Source organism: Mucilaginibacter sp. FW306-07-L (genome assembly GCF_058782065.1).
Window position 1 is genome coordinate 1,953,678 of record NZ_JBYSXI010000001.1, and the last position, 21,907, is coordinate 1,975,584.

The window sequence follows — 21,907 nt, forward strand, 5'->3', positions numbered from 1 at the left end:
TCAACTTAGTACTTTTTCGATAAAACCATAAATATTTTTAAAGCTGACAAGGACAACAATAATACCTACGGCAACCATAATTACCTTTGCTGATATTTTGTTGGATATTTTAGCAGCTATGGGAGATGCGATAGCGCTGCCAATAATTAAACCTGCTACAGCATTCCATTGTATGCCGCTAAGCATAAAAATAAAGGTGGCTGAACTTAATATAGCTATAAAAAACCTTGATAGTTTTACTGTCCCTAAAGAAAAGCGTGGGTGTCTGCCTCCGGCTATTAACGAAGATAATACGATAGAGCCCCAACCTCCACCACCTACAGCATCTATAAAACCACCACCCAAACCTAATAAGCCAATCTTCTTTATTTTATCGGCGGATTTTTTGGTGGCACTTTTAAATGCTTTTGATAGTATCACCAAACCCAATATCAGTGTGTATAAAGATACAAAAGGCTTTGTGTATTGGCTGTAGTGTTCTAATGATGACAACAAGTAAGCACCCGTGGTTGCACCGATAATGCCTGGAATAATCAGCAGCTTAAATAATTTCCAGTTTACGTTGCCCATACGGTAATGCATCCAGCCTGCTATACCACAACTTAATATTTCTGATAAATGCACCCCCATACTTGCCGAAGCCGGTGGTATGCCCATAGATATTGAAAAAGTTTGTGAGGTTACGCCGTATGACATTCCGATAGATCCATCGATCATAGCAAAAACAAACCCGGCGCCCAGGAAATAATAAAACATTGGGTCGATGTTTTGTACATAGCTTTGAAACCCAGGTTCCTTGTTCCAAACCGAGATCAGGGCAATAATGATACAAGCAATAGAGGTTAACCAAATAAGCCAGCGTACATACAATTTATTGTTTGGTGCTGCTTTTTGGGTTTCAGCAAGTACGGCTGTAGCTTCATTAAGTTTACGCACTTTATAGGCAAAATCGCCTTTAAGTGAATTTCTTAATTTACTCATTTGCTGTAAAGTATCGTCTATTTCATCGGGTATTTCCTTATTCAGGAATTCCTTTATACGCTTGGCCACCGTAGGCGATTTGCCATTGGTTGATATGGCTATTTTTAAATCGCCTTTTTGTACAATGGAGCTTAAATAAAAATCGCAAAGGTCTGGTTTATCCGCTACGTTAACCAATAACTTACGGTCATGCGCGGCCTGGCGGATGTATTTATTCAGATCGCTATCGTCCGTAGCGGCAATTACAATATCCGCGTCGTTCAGGTCATATTCAGTAAAAGCCTTGTTGATAATGGTAACGCCTGAATACTCAGCAACAAGTGCATGAATTTCAGGTATAATTGCCTTGGCTATAACGGTAACCTTTGCATACGGACTGTTTTTTAGCACGGCCGTTAGTTTTTCTAAACCAACGTTACCGGCACCAACAATTACGGTATGCAAATCATTAAGCTTAATAAAAACAGGGAACAACTGGTTGCCCTTACTTTTATTTTGCTCAACAGGTTTTACGTTACTATCTTCAGGCAAGTGAGCCATACAATGCTTTAATTTGTTTAAAATCAGGATGCAATGATACTACCTCACCAAATACGATCAAAGCCGGTGAACTGATACTTTTTTGAGCGGCAGCATCAACTATGGTTTCTACCGTGGCAATGGCTATCTTTTCATTTACGGTGGTGCCGCTCTGAATAACCGCTGCCGGTAGTTTTGCTTTGCCTTCCGCTTTAAATATCTCTGCTATTTCTGCCAGCTTGTGTATGCCCATCAGCACCACAACAGTTGCCCTGCTTTTTGCGGCATCCATCAGGTCTGATGATATTTTACCATTGGCCGTAGTACCGGTTACTACCCAAAAGCTTTCGCTCAAACCGCGGTGCGTAACCGGGATCTGCTGTAACTCGGGCACACCGATGGAACTGGAAATACCCGGCACAACCTGCGCCTGAATATTATGCTGTGCAGCAAACTCGATCTCCTCAAACCCACGACCGAATACAAACGGATCGCCACCTTTAAGACGAACCACATGGCCATAATTAAAAGCATAATCAACCATTAACTGATTGATACTGGCTTGTGAATGTGTTTGATCGCCGGAACGTTTGCCAACGTAAACTTTTATAGCATGTGCAGGAGCCAAGTCCAGCAATTCATCGTTCACCAAAGCATCGTACAAAACTACATCAGCAGTTTTTAATGCCTTGATACCTTTTATTGTGATCAGATCCGCATCGCCGGGACCGGCACCCACTAAGGTGATGCGTGGTGTAATATGTTGTGTATTGTTAATCATTATTTTACCAAAGCCTCCCTTTTTGCTTTGCTTTCATTTAAAAATTGAGTCGCTTGTGCCAGGTAGGCGGTGGCAAACTCCTCAGATGGTTCGTTTTTGTTGATCTGTAAAACCAGATCAGTAAATGTAGTATCAAGCGCAAATTCGCCTGGTTCAACGTACTGCGCGTCAAACTCCTTGATAACGCTTGCTTGTGTGCTGCTGTTAACGCCTTTATCAAGCAATAACGCTTTAGCCGAACTTACAAACACGCTGTAAGCATGGTAAATGGCATCAGCCCAACGGCTTTCGGTATAAGCATCATTAGCCCAACCCAGCTTTTCTTCTGATTCGTATAGCAGGGTAGCTACCAGGTCGATCACTACACCGGCACATTCGCCTACGCCAATAGCGGTTACAAACGTTTCCTCATGACCCCAATCAACAAATTCTTCTTCAGTTAAGTTGGTCAGATCGGCAAGGGGTTTCAGTAAGCGATAAAAATAATCTTTACCCTGACGGTCATAGTAGCCGTGGTAAGTTTCGTCGGTAATGGAATTTGCTTTATAATCATCCAATAACGAGCGTAAAACACTGGTAGCCCTTTTTGCAGGCACCTTTACCACACGCTCAGCCACACGGCCAACGCCATTGCCAACGGTACCACCGCCAAGCATTACCTGTACTGATGGCAAAACTTTAGCTCCGGCTTTTAACGAACTGCCATGTAGGCCAATATGCGCTAAACCATGCTGTCCGCAGGAGTTCATGCAACCACTGATCTTGATCTTGATCTCGCGGTTATAAATCAGATCTTCGTATTCCGTGTAAATCACATTTTCGAGGACACGAGCCATAGTCATGCTGTTAGAGATACCCAGGTTACAGGTATCCGTGCCGGGGCAGGTGGTTACATCGGCCACACTATCAAAACCGGGTGCTGATAGCTCCAGTTCGGTCAGGCCGTTATATAAAGCAATTAGTGCTTCTTTACGTACATATTTTAACAATAGTCCTTGATTTTGAGTGATACGCAGTTCATCCGCAACTAATGGTTTTAATACATTAACCAATTTACGTGCGGTAGCGGTATCAATATCGCCGACAGGCACTTTTAGGTAAACACCATAAAAACCTTCCTGCTTTTGCTCAAATACATTGGTAGCCAGCCATTGCTCGTAACGCAAAGGGTTTACCGGTTGTGCATCAGCATAAACAGCAGTATCGGGTAAAGCAGGCTGGGGGAGTGCCTCGCGGTTAATAGGATAAGTTTTTACCTTGTTGGCTATACGCTCTTCCTGAGCCAAACGCAGCACTTCATCTAAACCTAACTTTTGAACCAGGTATTTTAAACGGGCCTTGTTGCGATTGTTACGTTCGCCATAACGATCAAAAACACGGATAACCGATTCTATATATGGGATCAGTTGATCTTCAGGCAAAAATTCTTCTACAGCGCTTGCTAAAAAAGGTTGGGCACCAAGTCCGCCTGCCAGTAATACTTTAAAGCCGCGTTCGCCATCGGCATTTACTTTTGGGATAAAACCCAGGTCATGTATATAGCTGAAAGCCTCATCACTATCCGTAGCCGAGAATGACATTTTGAACTTACGCCCCATTTCCTGGCAGATAGGGTTGCGTAAAAAGTACTCAAAAGTGGCATGCGCGTATGGCGATACATCAAAGGGTTCCTTTAGGTCGATACCGGCGGTAGGGGCGGCAGTTACGTTACGTACGGTATTACCACAGGCTTCGCGCAGGGTTATGTCGTCTTGCTCAAGCCTTGCCCAAAGTTCGGGCGTACGGTCAAGACTTACATAGTGTATCTGAATATCCTGACGGGTAGTAAGGTGCAGGTTACCGCTGCCATACTCGTCAGATATATCGGCAATAGTAAGCAACTGTTTAAAGGTGACTTTACCAAAGGGCAGCTTTATGCGTACCATTTGCACGCCAGGCTGGCGCTGACCGTAAACACCTCGCGCGAGGCGCAGGCTCCTGAACTTTTCGTCGTGTATCTTACCTTCCTTGAACAGCCTTATTTTCCGTTCAAGGTCTATAATATCTTTTTCAACTACAGGGTTCTCCAGTTCTGTTCTGAAGCTTTGCATAATTATGTTGGTGGTTATTTTATAAAAAAGCCCCTTTGCTTATGGCTAAAGAGGCGTTGATATCGCTTAATCTATACTTATAGCCTGTTGTCTACTACTGCCAGCAGCAGTACATCATTTGCATATAAATATAAGTAATTTTCATAATGACACAAATATATATATTCTATACGGAAATAATAGACATTAAGTCAAAATTACAATAACATGAAACTTATTGTTTTGTTAAATATTGGTAATCAGCGTATTCTCGCGGGCTATAATATCAGCTACGCTGGTTTCAGATAATATTTTGAGCGTAGCATCTCGCACATCAACAAAAACACTGCGTATGCCGCAGGTGGTTTCCTGGTGGCATTCATCGCATTTATGGTAAAAATTCAAGCTGGCGCAAGGTACCATGGCAATAGGGCCGTCGGTAATGCGCATAATGCTTACCAGGTAAATATCTTTAGGATCTTTATTAAGACTATACCCGCCCCCGGCACCTTTTTTACTGTATAGAAAACCGGCGTTACGCAGGTCGAGCAGTATTTGCTCTAAAAATTTTTTAGGTATGCGTTCCTGCTCGGCAATTTTCGAGATCTGCATAGGCGGCTTATCCGTGTTTTTACCCAGGATAACTAATGCTTTTATAGCGTACTTGGTTTTTTTTGATAGCATCGATTAAAGATACAAGTTGCAAAGATATATGATATATATAAACAATACCTTTTTTGTAGTAATATTAATAACAAGCCGGTGTATCATACCAAAAACCGCTCGTCATTATGCAGGGTAATGTTGGTTATTGCATCGCCAACGCTGATAATGCCGGTGCCTTTATGAATAACGTTTTGCCCGAACATGATCTTTTGCCCCTTACGGCGATAGCCGGCCAGCGTTTTTAGTGGCTCCTTGTGTTTTTTTGCGGTATCCTGATCAATAGTAGTCATTACGCAGCGGGCGCAGAGCTTTACGCCCTGAAAATGGATATGATTAATAGTAAAATTATTAATGAGATCCTCGGCATAAGGCTCGCCGCCGCTAAATACAATATTGGGCCGAAAACGGCTCATGGGCAGGGGAGTGGACAGGCGGCTGTTTAAATCATTAAGTGATTGCTCGCCGATCATTAAAAACGGGTAATCATCCGCGAATGTGGTGATCTCACCATGGTGGGCATAGCGTGTGTCTACCTGACGGCGGGTATCTTCGGGCATGTAAACCAGCTTACAGGTTTTATTTAATGCGGCGGTGAACCAGGCATCAGCTTCATTACTTACCCTAACGGCGGGGCAGGTGCTTTCCCAAATGGTAACCTCAAACCGGTCATCAGTTTGCGGCTCAAAGGGAATTTTTATGGTATTATCATTTGTACTATTCGTAATAAGCAGGCCATCATTTGATATCGCGACTTTTAATAAGGCCATCGCGGCATAATCCCGCTGGGTCATAAAACGGTTTTCGGCATCAACAAGCAGCCAGCGGCGGTCGTATTTCAAGCCCCGGTCGGTAACTTCGGCTTGCTGCAGCTCAATGCCACCTAATGATTTTATGGGATAAATGTAGAGTGCCGATACCTTTAGCATAGTTAGCCTGATGTAATGATTATAAACGTAACTATAAAACCTTCACCGGGTTTTTATGCTCATCAATAGCTACAAAGGTAAATGTACCTGTAATAGCTTTTTCGCGATGTTCGGAATACATTTCTTCAATAAAAATTTCGACCAATACTTTTAAGCTCGTATTACCTACATGTATAACCCGTGCTATAAGTTCGATAATAGTACCTGCCGGGATAGCCTTATTAAAGTCAATACGATCTGAAGATACCGTTACTACCCGTTTGCGGCTAAAGCGGGTAGCCGCCATAAAAGCCACCTCATCCATCATAAACATGGCGTTACCCCCATGCAGTGTATCATAATGATTAGTAGCACCCGGAAATATGGGCCTGAACATGCGGGTTTCTGACGATTGTATTCTTTCTTCGATCTCCATGTGGCAAAAATAACAATACCACGCTTTTGGGCGTGGTATTGAGTGTTTATAAATTAAAATTCTCGTTATTGGGGATTTACAGCAGGCAATTCAAAGTAGAAGCCTGAGCCCTTGCCGGGTTCGCTGTCAACACCTATCACACCCTCATGCCTGCGGATGATCTCGGCGCATAAATATAAGCCTATACCAAAACCGCTAATGGTTTGGGTTTGATAACTGGTAACCCGGTAAAAGCGATCAAATAGCTTTAGCTTATCCTGTGATTGAACGCCAATGCCTTTATCTTTTACCGTAACACGTACACTGCCATCTGTTTCGGTACATATCACTTCAATAGGGCTGCCTTTGGGCGAGTACTTGATAGCGTTACTTAAAAAATTATTGATTACCTGACCAATCTTTTCCCGGTCAGCCTCTACAAAAACAGGTTTGCACAGGTTGAAAATGATCGGGTGGCTGGTATGCACTATTTTCATCTCATCCTCCACTTCAGTTACCAGTTTCTCCAGGTCAAAAACCTGTTTTTCAAGGTAGATCTTTCCTGATTCAAGGCGTGATACGTTAAGAAAGCCGTTGATAAGCGAGGTCATTTTTTTAACCTGTATGCCTGCTTTACCCAGTGCATGGGCTGTAAATACATCTTCCGCTTTTAAAGCTTTGGCTGTGAGCATCTGCAGGTAAGCGTTCAGCGAGGTAATAGGCGTTTTAAGCTCGTGGCTTACCATGCCTATAAAATCATTTTTACGAAGATCGTCTTCCTTAGCTTCAGTAATATCAAGCAGCGTGCCCGAGAAATATTTATTGCCGTCAACCTTATCTTCATACAGTTTGCCGGTAGCTTTGAACCAGCGCAACTGCTGGCTGTTGCGAACACGCAGGCTGAACTCCTCGTTAAACGGAATACCTTTGTTTATAGCGTTACGCATGGCAATTTTTACACTATCGCGGTAATCATCAGTTATCAGCGCAAGTGCATCATTATAACTCATGTACTCATCTTCAGCATAGCCAAAAAAGCCTTTCATCCTGATGGATGGTAAAAACTCATAGGTTTTTGCATCAATATTCCAGGTACCCATTTGCGACGATTCAATGGCCAGCCGCAATTGTTCTTCCGCCTTCTCAACCTCTTTACGAGCCCGTGCCTGTTCGGTATTATCAATTACGGTAGCCAATACGCGGTTTACGTTACCTTCCAGGTCGCGAAGCGGCTGGTAATGAAAATCAGCTAAAAAGCGTCTTTCTCCTTCAACGGCATCTTTGTAATATACTTCAATCTCTTTCTTAATTACCGTTTCTCCGGTTTCGAGTACATGCTTCCATAGCTTGGGGAATACCTGCTCGTTCATCTCCGGGAACACCTCAAGCATAGGCTTGCCCATAACCTGTTCTGCAGTTTTATTCCATAGTTTAAGTAATGCCTTATTTACCGAGGTGATAATATACTGAGGCCCTTGCAACACTACTACCGGGGCCGCTAATGAATTCAGTATCTGGTCAACCTTTGATTTGCTGTAGCGCAGATCCATTTGCGATTGCGCGAGCTCTTCAATGGTAACCGTGAGCTCTTCATTAGTAGCAGAGAGTTCCTCGTTGGTGGCTAAGTACTCTTCGTTAATAGCGGTAAGCTCCTCGTTTGAGGCCGCGAGCTCTTCAAATAGTTCCTGCTCGTGGTTCTCTTTTTCGTGAATTATTTTGTCCTGCCTTACCTCTTCAGTTACATCAACCGCAGTATGCAAAATGCCGTATACATCGCCGGTATCACTTTTTATAGCACGGTATTCAAAATCAAAGTAAAAGGTTTGCAATTCACCGTCTATCAATATATCAGCGGGTGTATTCTCAGCATTATAGGTTACGCCGGTACGCCAAACCTGCTTTATTGAATCAATTAAAGGCTGGCCTTTAGCTTCAGGAATAGCATCCTCTAACGCTTTGCCTGAAACGTTCCGGTCTTTACCCCAAATTCGCAACATACCATCGTTTACAAAACCTATATGTAAATGCTCACTCACATATATAGCTGTAGCGTAGGCAGATGACGAAAGTATCTGTAATAACAGGTTATCAGCAATACTGCCATTTTTTGAGGCTAACGCCGGGTTCTCCATTCTTTGTAAACATTAATCCATCACCATTATATGCCTGAACATTAAAGCTATTCGCTTAGGTAATGTTGTTGTAACCTCAAAATTATATAAAACAAACCTTAATTTGTTCCTGATTATGTAATAAATTCTTTTAGCAAGATGGCAGGCTGTCGTGATCGTAGCCGTATTCCTAAGTACATTAAACGCGTTCTAAAAGGCATTTGTATTGCTAAAGTTCTATTTGTTTTTTGCATGACATTGGGTAATTAAGTAAAAGTGTACTTTTGCTATTACCGTCAAACGGAACCACCAAACAATATGAATGACGATTTTTACATAGAACTACTGAGTAAGCCACGAGCGAAACAGGTTATCCCATCAAATGATATGATAGCAAGTTGGGCGCTCAAGGTTATATATTTGCTATATCCTGAACATTCAACACTTGAATTTGACTCTGTAACCGAATTAAAAGATTATTCATCTATCCTGTGCGATGAGCTTACCGTAATTTTAAGCACAGGCGGCCATGCGGATGCCGACACAGGCAAAATTGTAGCACAGGAATTCTTTAATAACCTGCCATCGTTATATAATACTCTTAATACCGATATTCAGGCTATATATGATGGCGACCCTGCGGCTCAGAGTGAATTTGAGGTTATACGCACCTATCCTGGATTTTATGCTATCTGTTTTTACCGCATCGCGCATATTTTATACAATTTCAATATCCAGTTTATACCAAGGATCTTAACAGAACATGCCCACTCCAAAACGGGTATTGATATACACCCTGCCGCGGTAATAGGCGAGTACTTTCACATAGATCATGGTACCGGTATTGTAATAGGCGAAACATGCGTTATCGGCAAATATGTAAAGCTTTACCAGGGCGTTACGCTTGGCGCTTTAAGCGTACGTAAAGGCCTGTCGGGCATTAAACGGCATCCTAATGTTGAGGATAGGGTGATCATTTACTCCGGTGCTACCATATTGGGCGGCAATACCGTAATAGGGCATGATAGCGTTATAGGCGGCAATGTGTGGCTAACCAGCAGCGTAGCACCTTACTCAACGGTTTACCATATCCCTAAGATCACCATACAAAACGTTACACAAGAATAGATATTGAAATGGCATCAGTTACCGATTTAATAGGCAATACACCACTGGTTAAACTGGCAAAGCTTAACCCTAACCCCAATGTTGAGATATATGCCAAGTTAGAAGGCAATAACCCGGGCGGCAGCGTTAAGGACAGGGCATCACTAAACATGATACGCAGCGCCATTGAACGAGGTGATATTAAAGAAGGTACCAAACTGGTTGAAGCCACCAGCGGTAATACCGGTATCGCTTTGGCCATGATAGCCCGTTTATTTGATCTGGATATAGAACTGGTAATGCCTGCCAATTCAACCCGTGAGCGTACCCTGACCATGGAGGCCTACGGTGCCAAAGTTACCTTGCTTGAAAATATTGAGATTTGCCGCGATTATGCGGAAGAGAAGGGCGTAACACCTGGCTATTTTTTACTAAACCAGTTTGCCAACACCGATAATTACATGGCTCACTATAAAACCACCGGCCCTGAGCTTTGGCGGGATACTGATGGTAAAATCACCCATTTTGTAAGCGCGATGGGCACTACGGGTACCATAATGGGATGTTCAAAATACTTAAAGGAAAAGAACAAGGACATACAAATTGTAGGTTGCCAGCCGACAGAGGGATCGTCTATCCCCGGTATACGCCGCTGGCCTGAGGCTTATCTGCCTAAAATATTTAACCCGGCCAATGTTGACCAAACTATTGATATTGACGAGGCCGAAGCCGTAGCCATGACACGCAAACTGGCCAAAGTGGAAGGCATATTTGCCGGCATGAGCAGTGGCGGCGCTTGTACTGCGGCTATTAATCTGGCCAAAACGTTGGATAGCGGTATTATCGTATTTATAGCCTGCGACCGTGGCGACCGCTACCTGAGCAGCGGCCTGTTCGGCGATGTGGCCGAATAATTAATAATCGAACTTAAAATAGCTGCGTGCATTATGATAGCAGATATCGCTGATTATCTTCCCTGTCCATGTTATGTCGGCAGGCAGTTCGCCATTTTCAATATCCTCGCCAAAAAGGTTACATAGTATCCGCCTGAAATATTCATGACGCGGATAAGATAAAAAGCTGCGTGAATCGGTAAGCATGCCCACCATGCGGCTGATAAGGCCGATGTTGGAGAGTGAATTAAGCTGCCTGGTGATACCGTCCTTTTGATCCAGAAACCACCATGCTGAGCCAAACTGCATTTTGCCTGCTATCTCGCCATCATTAAAACAACCTGTTATGGAGGCTATTACTTCATTGTCGGCAGGGTTGAGATTGTAAACTATGGTTTTGGCAAGCGAGTTGTTTATGTTCAGCTTATCCAGAAAGCGGGCAAGTGAGGAGGCCTGGCCAAAATCGCCAATGCCATCCCAACCGGTATTAGGGCCAAGTAAATTCATGCCCTTACTGTTAATATTACGTACCGCCCCGATATGAAACTGCTGCACCCAGCCTTTTTCGTGGTTCCAGCAAGCTATCTCAAACAATAATGCTGACCTGAACCGGCTTGCTTCGTGCGGGGTGATTTGCCGGTTTGCTCTTATCTTATCAAAAATTGATCTTACATCAGATTCAGTATAGTCATCAGCATAAACATAGTCAATGCCATGGTCAGATAATACGCAGCCATTTTCGGCAAAATAGTCGTGCCTGCTTTTTAGCGCTGTAAGGTAGCTGTCGTAACTGTTGATGTCCACATTGGCAACAGCGGCAAGTTTATCAATATATGCATTCAGATTTTCAAGGCTCGCTGTATTCATTGCCTCATCCGGCCTGAATGTGGGGTACACCTTTACCTCAAAGCCATCATTCTTTAACTGCTGATGATATTGCAGGGCATCTACAGGGTCATCCGTAGTACAGATAGCCTCTACATTCATCCGGCTAATCAATGCCCTGGTGGTAAAATCAGGTTGCTGCAACAGGGCTGTAGCTGTTTCATAAATATGTTTTGCCGTTGCCGGTGAAAAAATATCGCTGATACCAAAATAACGTTCCAGTTCAAGGTGGCTCCAATGATACAATGGGTTGCGCAGGGTATAAGGCATAGTTGCCGCCCATTGCTCAAACTTTTCATAGTCGCTGCGATTGCCGGTAATATATTCCTCGTTTACGCCATTGGTGCGCATGGCCCGCCATTTATAGTGATCGCCCTTAAGCCATACATCCGTCAGGTTACGGAAAGTTTTATTCTCCGCTATTTCCTGTGGCGGCAAATGGCAATGGTAATCAATAATAGGGAGATGCGTTGCATAATCATGATACAGCCTGCGGGCGGTGTCATTGGTCAGCAAAAAGTTCTCGTTTAAAAAGCTTTGCACAGGTGATGTATTTTATGTTGCGATATTAACAAGTTTAGCGCTATTAGTTAAATAATACAGATAAAAAGCATGGAGGTTTTACTATAATAATTCAAATTACAGGCTAAAAGTAAATGTTAAAACTTGTATCATATGGTTTAAAGGTATTGAATTACCTTAGCGCCCTGTACAGCAAAACAAACTATGAAAGCGATAATATTTGATTTAAACGGCACTATGATCAATGATATGTGGTACCATACCCTGGCCTGGGAAGAAATATTAAACAACGACCTTGGCGGTAATTTTACCCGTGAACAGGTTAAGCAAAACATGTATGGCAAAAATCACGAATTACTGGTACGGATGTTTGGCGAGGGGCGGTTTACTACGGACGAAATGGACAGGCTATCGCTGGAAAAAGAAAAGCGCTATCAAAAAGCTTTCTTACCGGAGCTAAAACTACTGCCCGGATTGCAGGCGTTTTTAGAGCAGGCCTATGCAAAGGGCATCCTCATGGCTATTGGTTCGGCCGCTATTCCGTTTAATATTGATTTTGTGCTGGATGGTTTGAACATCCGCAAATATATTCCCGTAGTTGTTAGTGCCGATGATGTAAACATCAGCAAGCCGCACCCCGAAACGTTTTTAAAAGCCGCTGAACTGATGCAGGTTTCGCCGCAGGATTGCCTGGTGTTTGAGGATGTGCCCAAAGGAGCGGAGGCCGCTAAGAACGCGGGCATGAAAACGGTGATCCTAACCACAACACATGAGGTGGAAGAGTTCAGCTACCTGGATAATATACTTCATTTCGCCGGGGATTTTACCGATCCGTACATAACCGGGTTAGTGAACAATTAATCGCAACAAAAGGTTAAAATACTTGTTTAAACAACAGAATAAGATTTTAATTAAACAATTAACTATATGGAATTTACCTATTATGGACATGCATGCTTCGCCGTACAACTAGGCGGTAAGCATATACTTTTCGACCCTTTTATTACACCAAACGAACTGGCGAAAACCGTTGATGTAAACGCTGTACCTGCTGATTATATTTTTGTATCGCACGGGCACTCTGACCACATGGCCGATGTGGAGAGCATAGCCAACCGCACCGGCGCAAAGGTTATCGCCAGCTTTGAGGTGCATACCTGGTTTAACAATAATGGCGTTAGCAATACGCATCCGCTAAACCCGGGCGGGCAGTTGGCGCTTGATTTTGGTAAGGTTAAATGCTTTACCGCAGTACACTCAAGCAGTATGCCCGATGGCAGTTATGGCGGTGTAGCTACAGGCTTTGCTGTAAAAAGCGATGAAGGCAACTTTTATTACAGTGGTGATACCGCTTTAACACTGGATATGCAACTGGTGCCACGCTGGGCTGATCTTGATTATGCCATATTACCCATAGGCGATGACCTGACCATGGGTATTGATGACGCGATTGAAGCCGCTAAAATGGTGGGCGTTAAAACCGTTATCGGTGTACATTACAACACCTTTGGCTTTATTATGATCGATACCGAAGATGCCAAACAGCGTTTTGAACAAGCAGGAATAACCCTGTTATTACCTGCCATTGGCGAAACCATAACGGTTTAAAATAAAGTATAAAACTTTCCAAAAGCCGCCCCATAAAGGCGGCTTTTTTGTTTTAAGGTGCGCTTTATCGAACAAAGTTTTCAGGTTAACCGTTGTTATAAATTAGTTAATATTGTATATGTCCAAATATTTACCCGTTTTATTGCTGTTGTTTTTTAAGATATCCGCGGTTGCCGCACAACCAGCGGATACAACCGTAAGTAAAATTGATACAATACACAATGATAGGGTTAACAACCAACTAAACAGCGTAAAACAGTTATCGGCAGAAAGGGTAGCGGATTCATTAAAACGGAATGAGCTTGAATTAAAAGTATCCCAACTATCCGGAAATGATGATGAACGCCTGGGCTTAGTAAAACAGCTAAACGCCTTAAAGCAAAAAGACTCCCTACGGATAATCAGGCAAAAACAACAGGTTGATTCACTCAGAAGATATGTAAAGGGCTTTGTAGTACAACCCTTTCGGGACACCTTATTTTCTATCTATTTAAAACAGGGGAGCTTTACTGCTAAAGACCGCGCCGAAGCGGTACAACACCGTTTAATATTACTTGCCGACAATTATCGCTTTAGTGCCGACTCGTTAAAAATCAGCGAAGCGGAGCAAACTACTGATATTGTATACGGAGATGAAATGATCATGTCGGTTTCTGACATGGATGCCCTTTGGGAGAACACATCAAGAACAGAACTTGCTCAAAAACTACGCGCCACAATTGGCCGTGCCGTAGTTATTCATCGCGATGAAACAAGTATACAAACCCTGGTGAAAGAAGGTTTGCTGGCCTTACTGGTTATCGCTGTATTGAGTTTGCTCATCTATTTTATAAATCGCTTATTCAGATGGTTTACAGGTAAGCTGGCATTGAATGACCGGGTATCAAAAAAAGGTGTCCACATACGCAACTACCAATTACTTACACCGGCAAGGCAACTTGGGTTAATTAATACAGCGATAGGCCTTGTGAGGTGGATAGTTATATTGATCACCGTATATTTTGCACTCACTATATTGTTCAGCATCTTTCCGTTTACCCGCGATATATCAGCGGCATTACTGGGATACATACTTAGTCCGTTACGCAAAATTGGGGAGGCAATATGGAATTATATACCTAACCTGATCACAATCATTATATTAATAGTCGTATTCAGATACGTTTTAAGATTCTTTAATTTTATAAAGCTTGAAATTGAGCGTGGCCAGCTAACTATTCCTGGTTTTTATGCTGACTGGGCAAACCCGACCTATCAAATTATCCGTGTTTTGGTTTTGGCATTCATGATCGTAGTTATATTTCCATATCTGCCGGGTAACGAGTCGCCCATATTTAAAGGGGTATCTGTATTTGTCGGTGTACTCTTTACGTTCGGATCAGCGGGCGCGTTAGGCAACGTTGTTGCAGGTTTGGTACTTACTTATATGCGTGCTTTTAAAATTGGCGACAGGGTTAAAATAGGAGAGGTAACGGGAGATATAATTGAGAAAAACTTGCTGGTAACCCGTATACGTACTATTCAAAATGAGATCATATCGATACCTAATTCTACAGTTATGAGTAATCATACAGTAAATTACAGTAGCGATGCAACGCATAAAGGCTTAATAGTGCATACCACCATTACCTGCGGATACGATGTTGCATGGCGGGATGTACACAAATTATTGATCGAGGCCGCGTCACGTACGTCCTTACTTGAAAAAGAACCATTGCCGTATGTATTTCAAACCAGTCTTGATGATTTTTATGTGAGCTACAGCATAAATGCTTTTACAAAATCTCCGAATAAACAAGCCCGGATTTACTCAGATCTGCATGCTAATATTCAGGATGTATTTAATGATGCAGGCATAGAATTAATGTCGCCAAGATATAACGCGGTGCGCGATGGTAATACAACCGCAATTCCGGCTGAATACTTAGCTAAAGATTATCAGCCGGGCGGTATCAGGATTAAAAAAGATGATCTGTAATTGAACCATTAGTATATTGTTATAAAGCCTATTTTAGTGTTTCTTTTAACCGATAAATGATAGAAAAAAATCAAATAAAAAAATCACTGATTACTTGTATAATGATAGGCATTGGGGCTTTATCATTCGCGCAATCTCCGGTAAAGCTGTCAAACAAAAAAGCCTCCGGCGAAGCACGGGCACTTTACAACTACCTGCTGGATATTAACGGCAAAAAAACATTAGCCGGCCAAATGGATGTTAAATGGGGCGAAAGCGAGTTAAAGTATTTGCAGGAGGTAACTGGTAAACAACCTGCCATACGGGGCATGGATTTTATTGACAGTGCCGAAAACGAGAACGAAGTAACACACGCTATTGAATGGTGGCGTAAAGGGGGCATCCCAACAATTATGTGGCATTGGGGCGCACCAACAAAGGGGCAGGGGTACGATAACTCAAAACAACAGATTGATATTGAAAAATGCTTTGAGGAAGGCACGCCTGAAAATTTGGCTATGTGGGCGGAATTGAAGGAAAAGACCCGCCTGCTAAAAAAACTTAAAGAAGCAAAAGTACCGGTATTGTGGCGCCCGTTTCATGAGCTGAACGGCGGTTGGTTTTGGTGGAGCAAACAAGGCCCCGAATCGTTAAAAAAGCTATGGATAACCATGTATAATTACTTTGTTAAGCAGGAAAAGCTGAATAATTTGATCTGGGTGTTTTGCTATACCTCAAAACCCGACTCAGCCTGGTACCCGGGTGATGCTTATGTTGATATTGTAGGTGCCGATGATTATGGCGATGACAACCCGCATACTGCCATGTATAAGCAAGCCAGGCTAATAAGCAGCAGAAATATCCCGATAGCTTACCATGAATGCGGCATACCGCCCGATCCGGATAAATGTTTGGTCGACGGAACGATATGGTCATGGTGGATGGAATGGCATACCGGCCATTTAACCGCGATAGACAAGGATTATTTAAAGCGCGTTTACAACCATGAGCTGATTATTACGCTTGATGAAGTGCCCGATATTTTAAAAAAATACGGCAAATAATTTATCTGTTTAAACAAGTGTAAGTTATACACAATAAATTAAACTTAACATTCCCTTTACCTTGCAAATGTACATTTGGGCATGCGCACAGGTAATCATATTTACAGTGAAACAGAGTTATTGCAACTGCTGAAACTTGGCAATATTCAGGCCTTTGATCATATCTATAATAGCTATTGGAAAGGCCTTTATTTATCAGCCTATAGCAGAGTGAGCGATGAGGAGGCAGCTAAAGACATTGTACAAAATGTTTTTATTGATATTTGGCAAAAGCATAATATCATTAGCGTTACCACTACTTTAAAGCAATACCTTTACGGCGCTGTAAAAATGAAAGTGCTGCATTATTACCGCTCCGAAAATATTAAGCAGCAGGCAATTGACAACGCGCTCGAACGCATAACGCAAATGTTGCATTCGCACCAAAACTTATCAACCTACTTTGACCTGGAACGTATAGTTAGCGAAGAAGTGGAAGAAATGCCAGTTAACATGAAGAACAGCTTTTTGCTGAGAAGTGACAGTTATTCGGTAAAAGAAATAGCCGGGAGCCTCAACCTGGCCGAACAAACGGTATCCAACAATATTACTGAAGCGCTTAAACGCCTGAAAAAACGTATTAAGGTTGAATACCCTGAACGCTATATGGGCAGCATGATGCTCATCGGCATCCTGTTTACAAAAAGTTAACCTAACGTTCACCTGAAATTGAAGTAGTAAGGCGGTAGTTGTGCAACTTAATTACAAAAGCACAAGTACTGAATGACGCCAGCCGAACTAAAAAATTTATTTGACCGCTACCTTAAAGGCGAAGCCACCGAAGCCGAGAAACAATTGGTTGACGATTGGTATGCCTCCTACAAGGACTGGCATGAACTGAGCGCGGCTGATGAAGAGCGTTTGCAAACAGAGATCCATGGGGATATACATGCGGGAATAAATAAACCACCGGCCAAATTACGCAGAATAAAATGGATGAGATATGCCGCGGCTATTGCCATTGTAATGGTATCGGTATCACTATTTATCCGCAAAAAAAGCATTACCACTGTTGTTAAAAACGAGGGCAGCGAGAGTTTTACTTCTATCAAAACTAAAACCGGCGAAGTAAAAAAGATCAGCCTGCCGGATGGATCATCCGTATGGCTTAACGCTAAAAGTGAGCTGCGCATCAGTAATACCTTTCAATATCAGCAGCAACGTTATGTTTACCTTGACGAGGGCGAGGCCTTTTTTGAGGTAACCAAAAATCCACAGCGGCCGTTCCTGGTAAAAACAAAGCATATTACCACCCGCGTATTGGGCACATCATTCAACGTAAGGGCATATCATCTTTTAAAACAAGCGGTTGTAACCGTACGCACCGGTAAAGTTCAGGTAAACAATCATAAAAAATTACTGGGCATGCTCACACCAAACATGCAGGTAAGCTATAATGCAACCACCGGTAATTCTGCATTAAAAAAAGTTGATGCTTCAGCGGTAAGATCATGGACAGGCGGCAAGCTGATATTAAACAAAGCCACTTTTAATGAACTGGCCTTTGCTATAGCTAACACCTATGGCGTGCAGCTTACCAGCAGTAGTAAAGCCGCTGCTAACTATCGCTACAATATCCAAATCAATACATCGCGCACGCTTGATGAAACCTTACGCATCATTTGCTCAGTACATCAAAATCACTACAGGAGGAATAATAATGAGGTAATTATTTACTGATACAATTGTAAAAAAGCCGGAACTGAAGCAGTACCGGCCATGCTTGCATTGCTGACAGATTGAGCCCTAACAGCTTTGCCCTTAGTTTCTTAATTAAAATTCACTAAAGAAATCAAATGTATGAAAAAAAACTTACGTCGCTTAACTAAAGCTATGCGTATTACGTTACTGATTTACACCGCATTAATTGCCTGCTCGGGAGTGCTGAGCGCCTCGCCGTCATCAGGCCAGATTTTTGAAAAACGTATCAGCGTTTCATTAAAAAATGAAACCCTTGCCGCGTCATTAAAAAAGGTTGAACAAGCCGGGAAAATAGATTTTGCCTACGATCCGCAATTGGTCAATCTGAATAACATTAAAATTAAAGACCGCGATTTTAACAACGAGCGTATTTACAACGTACTTAAAAAGTTGTTAGGCAATACGCCTATCGGTTTTAAAGAAGAGGTACAAGGCACTATTACCTTGTTTAAAAAGCTGGAAAAACCGATGGCTTCGCCTGGTAAAATATCAGGCAAGGTGGTTGACGAAAAAGGAGAGCCTTTACCGGGTGCTACCATTATGCTTGTTGAAAGTAATAAAGGCGTACAAACACAGGCCGACGGCTCGTTCACCATTGAAGCCGAAGAGGGAGCCTATACCGTAGTTGTGAGCTTTATCTCATACGAATCAAAACGCATACCGGGTGTGCGCATAAACGGCGGCGAAACTACACAACTCAATACCATCGCGCTTACCGGCCAAACAGGTACGTTAAATGAGGTATTGGTTGTAGGCTACGGTACTCAAAAAAAGGAAAACCTTACAGGTTCGGTAGATCAGGTTACTTCAAAAGTGTTGGAAAACCGTTCGTTACCTAACTTATCTCAAGGTATGCAGGGTACTATACCTAACCTTAACATTGTACCGCTTGATGGCAAACCGGTGCAGTCGCCAACGTTTAACATACGTGGCATAACTTCCATTGGCCAGGGTGGTAACGCGTTGGTTTTGGTTGATGGTGTTGAGGGCGACCCAAGCCGTATCAATCCGGCCGACGTGGCCAGCGTATCCGTACTTAAAGATGCTTCATCCGCGGCTATATATGGTGCGCGTGGTGCTTTTGGCGTGGTATTGATCACCACTAAAAATCCATCCAAAGAAAAAACCAGCATAACATACTCCTTCAACCAGTCGATAAAGAGCCCGACTACCGTGCCTGAGTTTGTAACCGATGGTTATACATTTGCCAAAATGTTTAATGATGCATGGAGTGCCTGGAATGATTATTCGCAAACGCCGCAAAATATCAACAAAACGGTTAAGTTCTCTCAGGCTTACCTGGCTGAGCTTGAAAAGCGGAATAACGATCCATCATTGCCTACCACCATTGTAAACGCTACGGGTGATTATGAGTATTATGGTGATACAGATTGGTACAAATTGCTTTATAAAGATCATAACAGTTCACGTGAGCATAACTTATCAGTATCAGGTAACAGCGGCAAGGCTGACTTTCTGATCACCGGCCGTTATTTCGCTCAGGATGGTTTGTTCCGTTATAACAGTGATGATTATAATATTTATAACCTGCGTGCAAAAGGTTCATTACAGGTATACCCGTGGTTAACCCTCAGCAATAACGCCGATTACTCCAACATGAAATACCATAACCCGCTTAACGTAGGCGAGGGTGGCAGTATATGGCGTAACATTGCTGACGAAGGCCATACCATGGTTCCGTTATTTAACCCTGATGGTACTTTAACCTACTCGGCGGCTTATTCGGTAGGCGATCTTTACTATGGTAAAAACGGTATAGATATGAATAACCGTGTATTCCGTAACACAACCAGCTTTAACGCGCACTTTTATGATAACGTATTCCGTGTAAAAGGTGACTTCACGTTCCAAAATACTGACAACGGGCAGGACCGTAAACGTGTTCCGGTACCTTACAGTACCCGACCGGGTGTTATACAATATGTGGGCACCGCTTATAACGACCTGCAAAAGATTGCCGAAAACACAAAATATATAGCTACCAATATTTACGGCGAATATGAGCCGAAATTAAAAGGAGGCCATTATTTTAAAGCGCTTGCCGGTTACAATTACGAGCAATCAACCTTTGAGCACCAGGAGGTTACCCGTAACGGCTTATTGCAGGAGGATGCTACCGACCTTAACCTTGCTTTAGGCCAGGGTATAACGCCAAAAGGCGGTTGGGAAGAATGGGCCATATTGGGTGGTTTCTATCGTTTAAATTATTCATATAAAGACAGATACCTAATTGAAACCAACGGCCGTTACGATGGATCGTCGAAATTCCCTAACGATCAGCGTTACGCCTTCTTTCCGTCAGTTTCAGCCGGCTGGAGAGTATCAGAAGAGCCGTTTTTTGATGTATCGAAAAACCTGATCAGTAACTTCAAAATTCGCGGATCATACGGATCATTAGGTAATGGCAGCATCGGCTCATACCGCTTTAAGGAAACATTGGACATTGTACGTTCGGGCAGAATATTAAATGGTGTTTTACCACAGCGTACCAACAATCCGGTTGTATTGCCTAATGCCTTAACCTGGGAAACATCACGCACAAAAAACCTTGGTGTGGATCTGGGTTTGTTAAACGATAAGTTGAACATCAGTGCTGACGCTTACATACGCGATACTAAGAACATGTACACTACCGGCCCAACAGTACCTGGTGTATTTGGAGCAGAACCACCAAAAGGTAACTATGCCGACTTGCAAACCAAAGGCTGGGAAGTAACCGTGAACTGGCATGATCGTTTTGATGTAGGCAGTAAGCCATTTAACTACAGCGTGAGGCTTACTTTATCTGATTATCTGGCTAAAATCACAAAATACAATAACACAGATAAGCGTTTAAGCGATTACTATACAGGACAAACACTTGGTGAAATTTGGGGGTATACTACGCTGGGTTATTTCACCTCGGCTCAAGATATCGCAAACTCACCAACACAAATAATTACTAAAGCTTCAACAACCGGCCAGTTAATGCCGGGCGACATCAAATTTGCAGATCTTGATGGTAATGGTATTATAGATAATGGCTTGCAAACCGCTAATAACCCAGGTGACCGCAGAATTATAGGCAACTCAACTCCCCGTTATACTTATGGCATTGGCTTAAACGCTGACTGGAACAACTTCTTTTTCTCAGCCTTTTTACAAGGTGTAGGTAAACGCGATTGGTATCCGGGTTCAGAAGCCAGCGTATTTTGGGGTCAGTATAACAGGCCTTACAACAAAATACCGGTATCCATGATCGGTAATATCTGGTCAGAGGATAATCCGAATGCATACTTTCCGCGCTACCGTGGTTACACTGCGCAAAACGGATCAGGTGAGTTAACGCAGGCTCAAACCAAATATCTGCAAAACGCGGCCTATCTGCGCCTTAAAAACATTCAGTTGGGTTACAATTTACCACTGCCGCTTATCCAAAAAATTAAGTTGAGCAACCTGCGTGTATTTGTTTCAGGAGAGAACCTGTTAACATGGTCGCCTTTGTACAAGATCACCAAAGATATTGACCCTGAAAGCATTAACGGATCTGACCGCATATTAACAGATGGTAGTAGCGGCAACGGCAACAATTATCCGATACTTAAAAGTGTTACCCTTGGTGTAACAGCAACTTTTTAATCAAGTAATACAAACAATTTAATCTGGTTAAATATGTTTTCCATA

17 protein-coding genes are annotated in these 21,907 nt (G+C 42.7%); 9 read left to right on the forward strand and 8 right to left on the reverse strand.

The annotated features are described in order from the left end of the window. The 7 genes from AC3WJC_RS08580 to AC3WJC_RS08610 form a co-directional block, all read right to left on the reverse strand. Positions 1 to 1,521, reverse strand: a complete 1,521-nt coding sequence (locus AC3WJC_RS08580) for a TSUP family transporter (RefSeq protein WP_492398668.1) — start codon at positions 1,519 to 1,521, stop codon at positions 1 to 3. Next, on the reverse strand, positions 1,505 to 2,281 hold the full coding sequence (gene cobA / locus AC3WJC_RS08585; RefSeq protein ID WP_492398669.1) for a uroporphyrinogen-III C-methyltransferase: 777 nt from the start codon (positions 2,279 to 2,281) through the stop codon (positions 1,505 to 1,507). The genes AC3WJC_RS08580 and cobA overlap by 17 nt, the downstream gene beginning before the upstream one ends. Then, complete coding sequence (locus AC3WJC_RS08590) at positions 2,281 to 4,371, reverse strand: ferredoxin-like domain-containing protein (RefSeq protein ID WP_492398670.1); 2,091 nt, start codon at positions 4,369 to 4,371, stop codon at positions 2,281 to 2,283. The genes cobA and AC3WJC_RS08590 overlap by 1 nt, the downstream gene beginning before the upstream one ends. A gap of 225 nt (positions 4,372 to 4,596) precedes the next feature. Continuing rightward, positions 4,597 to 5,034, reverse strand: coding sequence for an RrF2 family transcriptional regulator (locus tag AC3WJC_RS08595; protein WP_492398671.1), 438 nt, complete (start codon positions 5,032 to 5,034; stop codon positions 4,597 to 4,599). 83 nt (positions 5,035 to 5,117) lie between these two features. Further along, positions 5,118 to 5,942 (reverse strand): MOSC domain-containing protein, encoded by an 825-nt coding sequence (locus AC3WJC_RS08600; protein ID WP_492398672.1) that lies wholly within the window; start codon positions 5,940 to 5,942, stop codon positions 5,118 to 5,120. A 31-nt stretch (positions 5,943 to 5,973) separates the two neighbouring features. Further along, entirely contained in the window at positions 5,974 to 6,357 is a 384-nt protein-coding gene (locus AC3WJC_RS08605) for an acyl-CoA thioesterase (protein ID WP_492398673.1), read from the reverse strand. A 65-nt stretch (positions 6,358 to 6,422) separates the two neighbouring features. Beyond that, entirely contained in the window at positions 6,423 to 8,468 is a 2,046-nt protein-coding gene (locus tag AC3WJC_RS08610) for an ATP-binding protein (RefSeq protein WP_492398674.1), read from the reverse strand. Between the two features lie 297 nt (positions 8,469 to 8,765). Between AC3WJC_RS08610 and AC3WJC_RS08615 the strand changes: the two genes are divergently transcribed. Further along, positions 8,766 to 9,575, forward strand: coding sequence for a serine acetyltransferase domain-containing protein (locus AC3WJC_RS08615; RefSeq protein WP_492398675.1), 810 nt, complete (start codon positions 8,766 to 8,768; stop codon positions 9,573 to 9,575). Positions 9,576 to 9,583: 8 nt separating this feature from the next. Further along, positions 9,584 to 10,468: a cysteine synthase CysM gene (gene cysM / locus AC3WJC_RS08620; protein WP_492398676.1), complete on the forward strand. Its 885-nt coding sequence runs from the start codon at positions 9,584 to 9,586 to the stop codon at positions 10,466 to 10,468. On the opposite strand, the gene uxaC is transcribed toward cysM, so the two are convergent. Beyond that, the gene (gene uxaC, locus AC3WJC_RS08625; protein ID WP_492398677.1) at positions 10,469 to 11,875 is read right to left on the reverse strand and encodes a glucuronate isomerase; all 1,407 of its coding nucleotides are present in this window, start codon (positions 11,873 to 11,875) and stop codon (positions 10,469 to 10,471) included. Positions 11,876 to 12,058: 183 nt separating this feature from the next. Between uxaC and AC3WJC_RS08630 the strand changes: the two genes are divergently transcribed. The 7 genes from AC3WJC_RS08630 (at position 12,059) to AC3WJC_RS08660 (ending at position 21,862) form a co-directional block, all read left to right on the forward strand. Then, positions 12,059 to 12,715, forward strand: coding sequence for an HAD family hydrolase (locus tag AC3WJC_RS08630; protein WP_492398678.1), 657 nt, complete (start codon positions 12,059 to 12,061; stop codon positions 12,713 to 12,715). Between the two features lie 66 nt (positions 12,716 to 12,781). Next, positions 12,782 to 13,462: a metal-dependent hydrolase gene (locus AC3WJC_RS08635; RefSeq protein ID WP_492398679.1), complete on the forward strand. Its 681-nt coding sequence runs from the start codon at positions 12,782 to 12,784 to the stop codon at positions 13,460 to 13,462. 118 nt (positions 13,463 to 13,580) lie between these two features. After that, a complete protein-coding gene (locus tag AC3WJC_RS08640; RefSeq protein WP_492398680.1) occupies positions 13,581 to 15,440 on the forward strand; it encodes a mechanosensitive ion channel family protein in 1,860 nt (619 codons plus the stop codon). A 101-nt stretch (positions 15,441 to 15,541) separates the two neighbouring features. After that, a complete protein-coding gene (locus AC3WJC_RS08645) occupies positions 15,542 to 16,483 on the forward strand; it encodes a glycosyl hydrolase (protein ID WP_492398681.1) in 942 nt (313 codons plus the stop codon). An 81-nt stretch (positions 16,484 to 16,564) separates the two neighbouring features. Then, a complete protein-coding gene (locus AC3WJC_RS08650) occupies positions 16,565 to 17,173 on the forward strand; it encodes a sigma-70 family RNA polymerase sigma factor (RefSeq protein ID WP_492398682.1) in 609 nt (202 codons plus the stop codon). Between the two features lie 72 nt (positions 17,174 to 17,245). Continuing rightward, the gene (locus AC3WJC_RS08655) at positions 17,246 to 18,202 is read left to right on the forward strand and encodes a FecR family protein (protein ID WP_492398683.1); all 957 of its coding nucleotides are present in this window, start codon (positions 17,246 to 17,248) and stop codon (positions 18,200 to 18,202) included. Between the two features lie 120 nt (positions 18,203 to 18,322). Beyond that, positions 18,323 to 21,862 carry a SusC/RagA family TonB-linked outer membrane protein gene (locus tag AC3WJC_RS08660; protein ID WP_492398684.1) on the forward strand — a complete coding sequence of 1,180 codons (3,540 nt, stop codon included), beginning with the start codon at positions 18,323 to 18,325 and terminating at the stop codon, positions 21,860 to 21,862. Positions 21,863 to 21,907: the final 45 nt, after the last annotated feature.

Bases quoted from the DNA above. Each gene is read 5' to 3' on its own strand.
- AC3WJC_RS08660 (WP_492398684.1), top strand. From the start codon at position 18,323: ATGAAAAAAAACTTACGTCGCTTAACTAAAGCTATGCGTATTACGTTA.
- AC3WJC_RS08605 (WP_492398673.1), bottom strand. From the start codon at position 6,357: ATGGAGATCGAAGAAAGAATACAATCGTCAGAAACCCGCATGTTCAGG.
- AC3WJC_RS08615 (WP_492398675.1), top strand. From the start codon at position 8,766: ATGAATGACGATTTTTACATAGAACTACTGAGTAAGCCACGAGCGAAA.
- AC3WJC_RS08600 (WP_492398672.1), bottom strand. From the start codon at position 5,942: ATGCTAAAGGTATCGGCACTCTACATTTATCCCATAAAATCATTAGGT.
- AC3WJC_RS08610 (WP_492398674.1), bottom strand. From the start codon at position 8,468: ATGGAGAACCCGGCGTTAGCCTCAAAAAATGGCAGTATTGCTGATAAC.
- cobA (WP_492398669.1), bottom strand. From the start codon at position 2,281: ATGATTAACAATACACAACATATTACACCACGCATCACCTTAGTGGGT.
- AC3WJC_RS08595 (WP_492398671.1), bottom strand. From the start codon at position 5,034: ATGCTATCAAAAAAAACCAAGTACGCTATAAAAGCATTAGTTATCCTG.
- AC3WJC_RS08655 (WP_492398683.1), top strand. From the start codon at position 17,246: ATGACGCCAGCCGAACTAAAAAATTTATTTGACCGCTACCTTAAAGGC.
- AC3WJC_RS08640 (WP_492398680.1), top strand. From the start codon at position 13,581: ATGTCCAAATATTTACCCGTTTTATTGCTGTTGTTTTTTAAGATATCC.
- AC3WJC_RS08590 (WP_492398670.1), bottom strand. From the start codon at position 4,371: ATGCAAAGCTTCAGAACAGAACTGGAGAACCCTGTAGTTGAAAAAGAT.
- AC3WJC_RS08650 (WP_492398682.1), top strand. From the start codon at position 16,565: ATGCGCACAGGTAATCATATTTACAGTGAAACAGAGTTATTGCAACTG.
- AC3WJC_RS08645 (WP_492398681.1), top strand. From the start codon at position 15,542: ATGATAGGCATTGGGGCTTTATCATTCGCGCAATCTCCGGTAAAGCTG.
- cysM (WP_492398676.1), top strand. From the start codon at position 9,584: ATGGCATCAGTTACCGATTTAATAGGCAATACACCACTGGTTAAACTG.
- AC3WJC_RS08635 (WP_492398679.1), top strand. From the start codon at position 12,782: ATGGAATTTACCTATTATGGACATGCATGCTTCGCCGTACAACTAGGC.
- AC3WJC_RS08580 (WP_492398668.1), bottom strand. From the start codon at position 1,521: ATGGCTCACTTGCCTGAAGATAGTAACGTAAAACCTGTTGAGCAAAAT.
- AC3WJC_RS08630 (WP_492398678.1), top strand. From the start codon at position 12,059: ATGAAAGCGATAATATTTGATTTAAACGGCACTATGATCAATGATATG.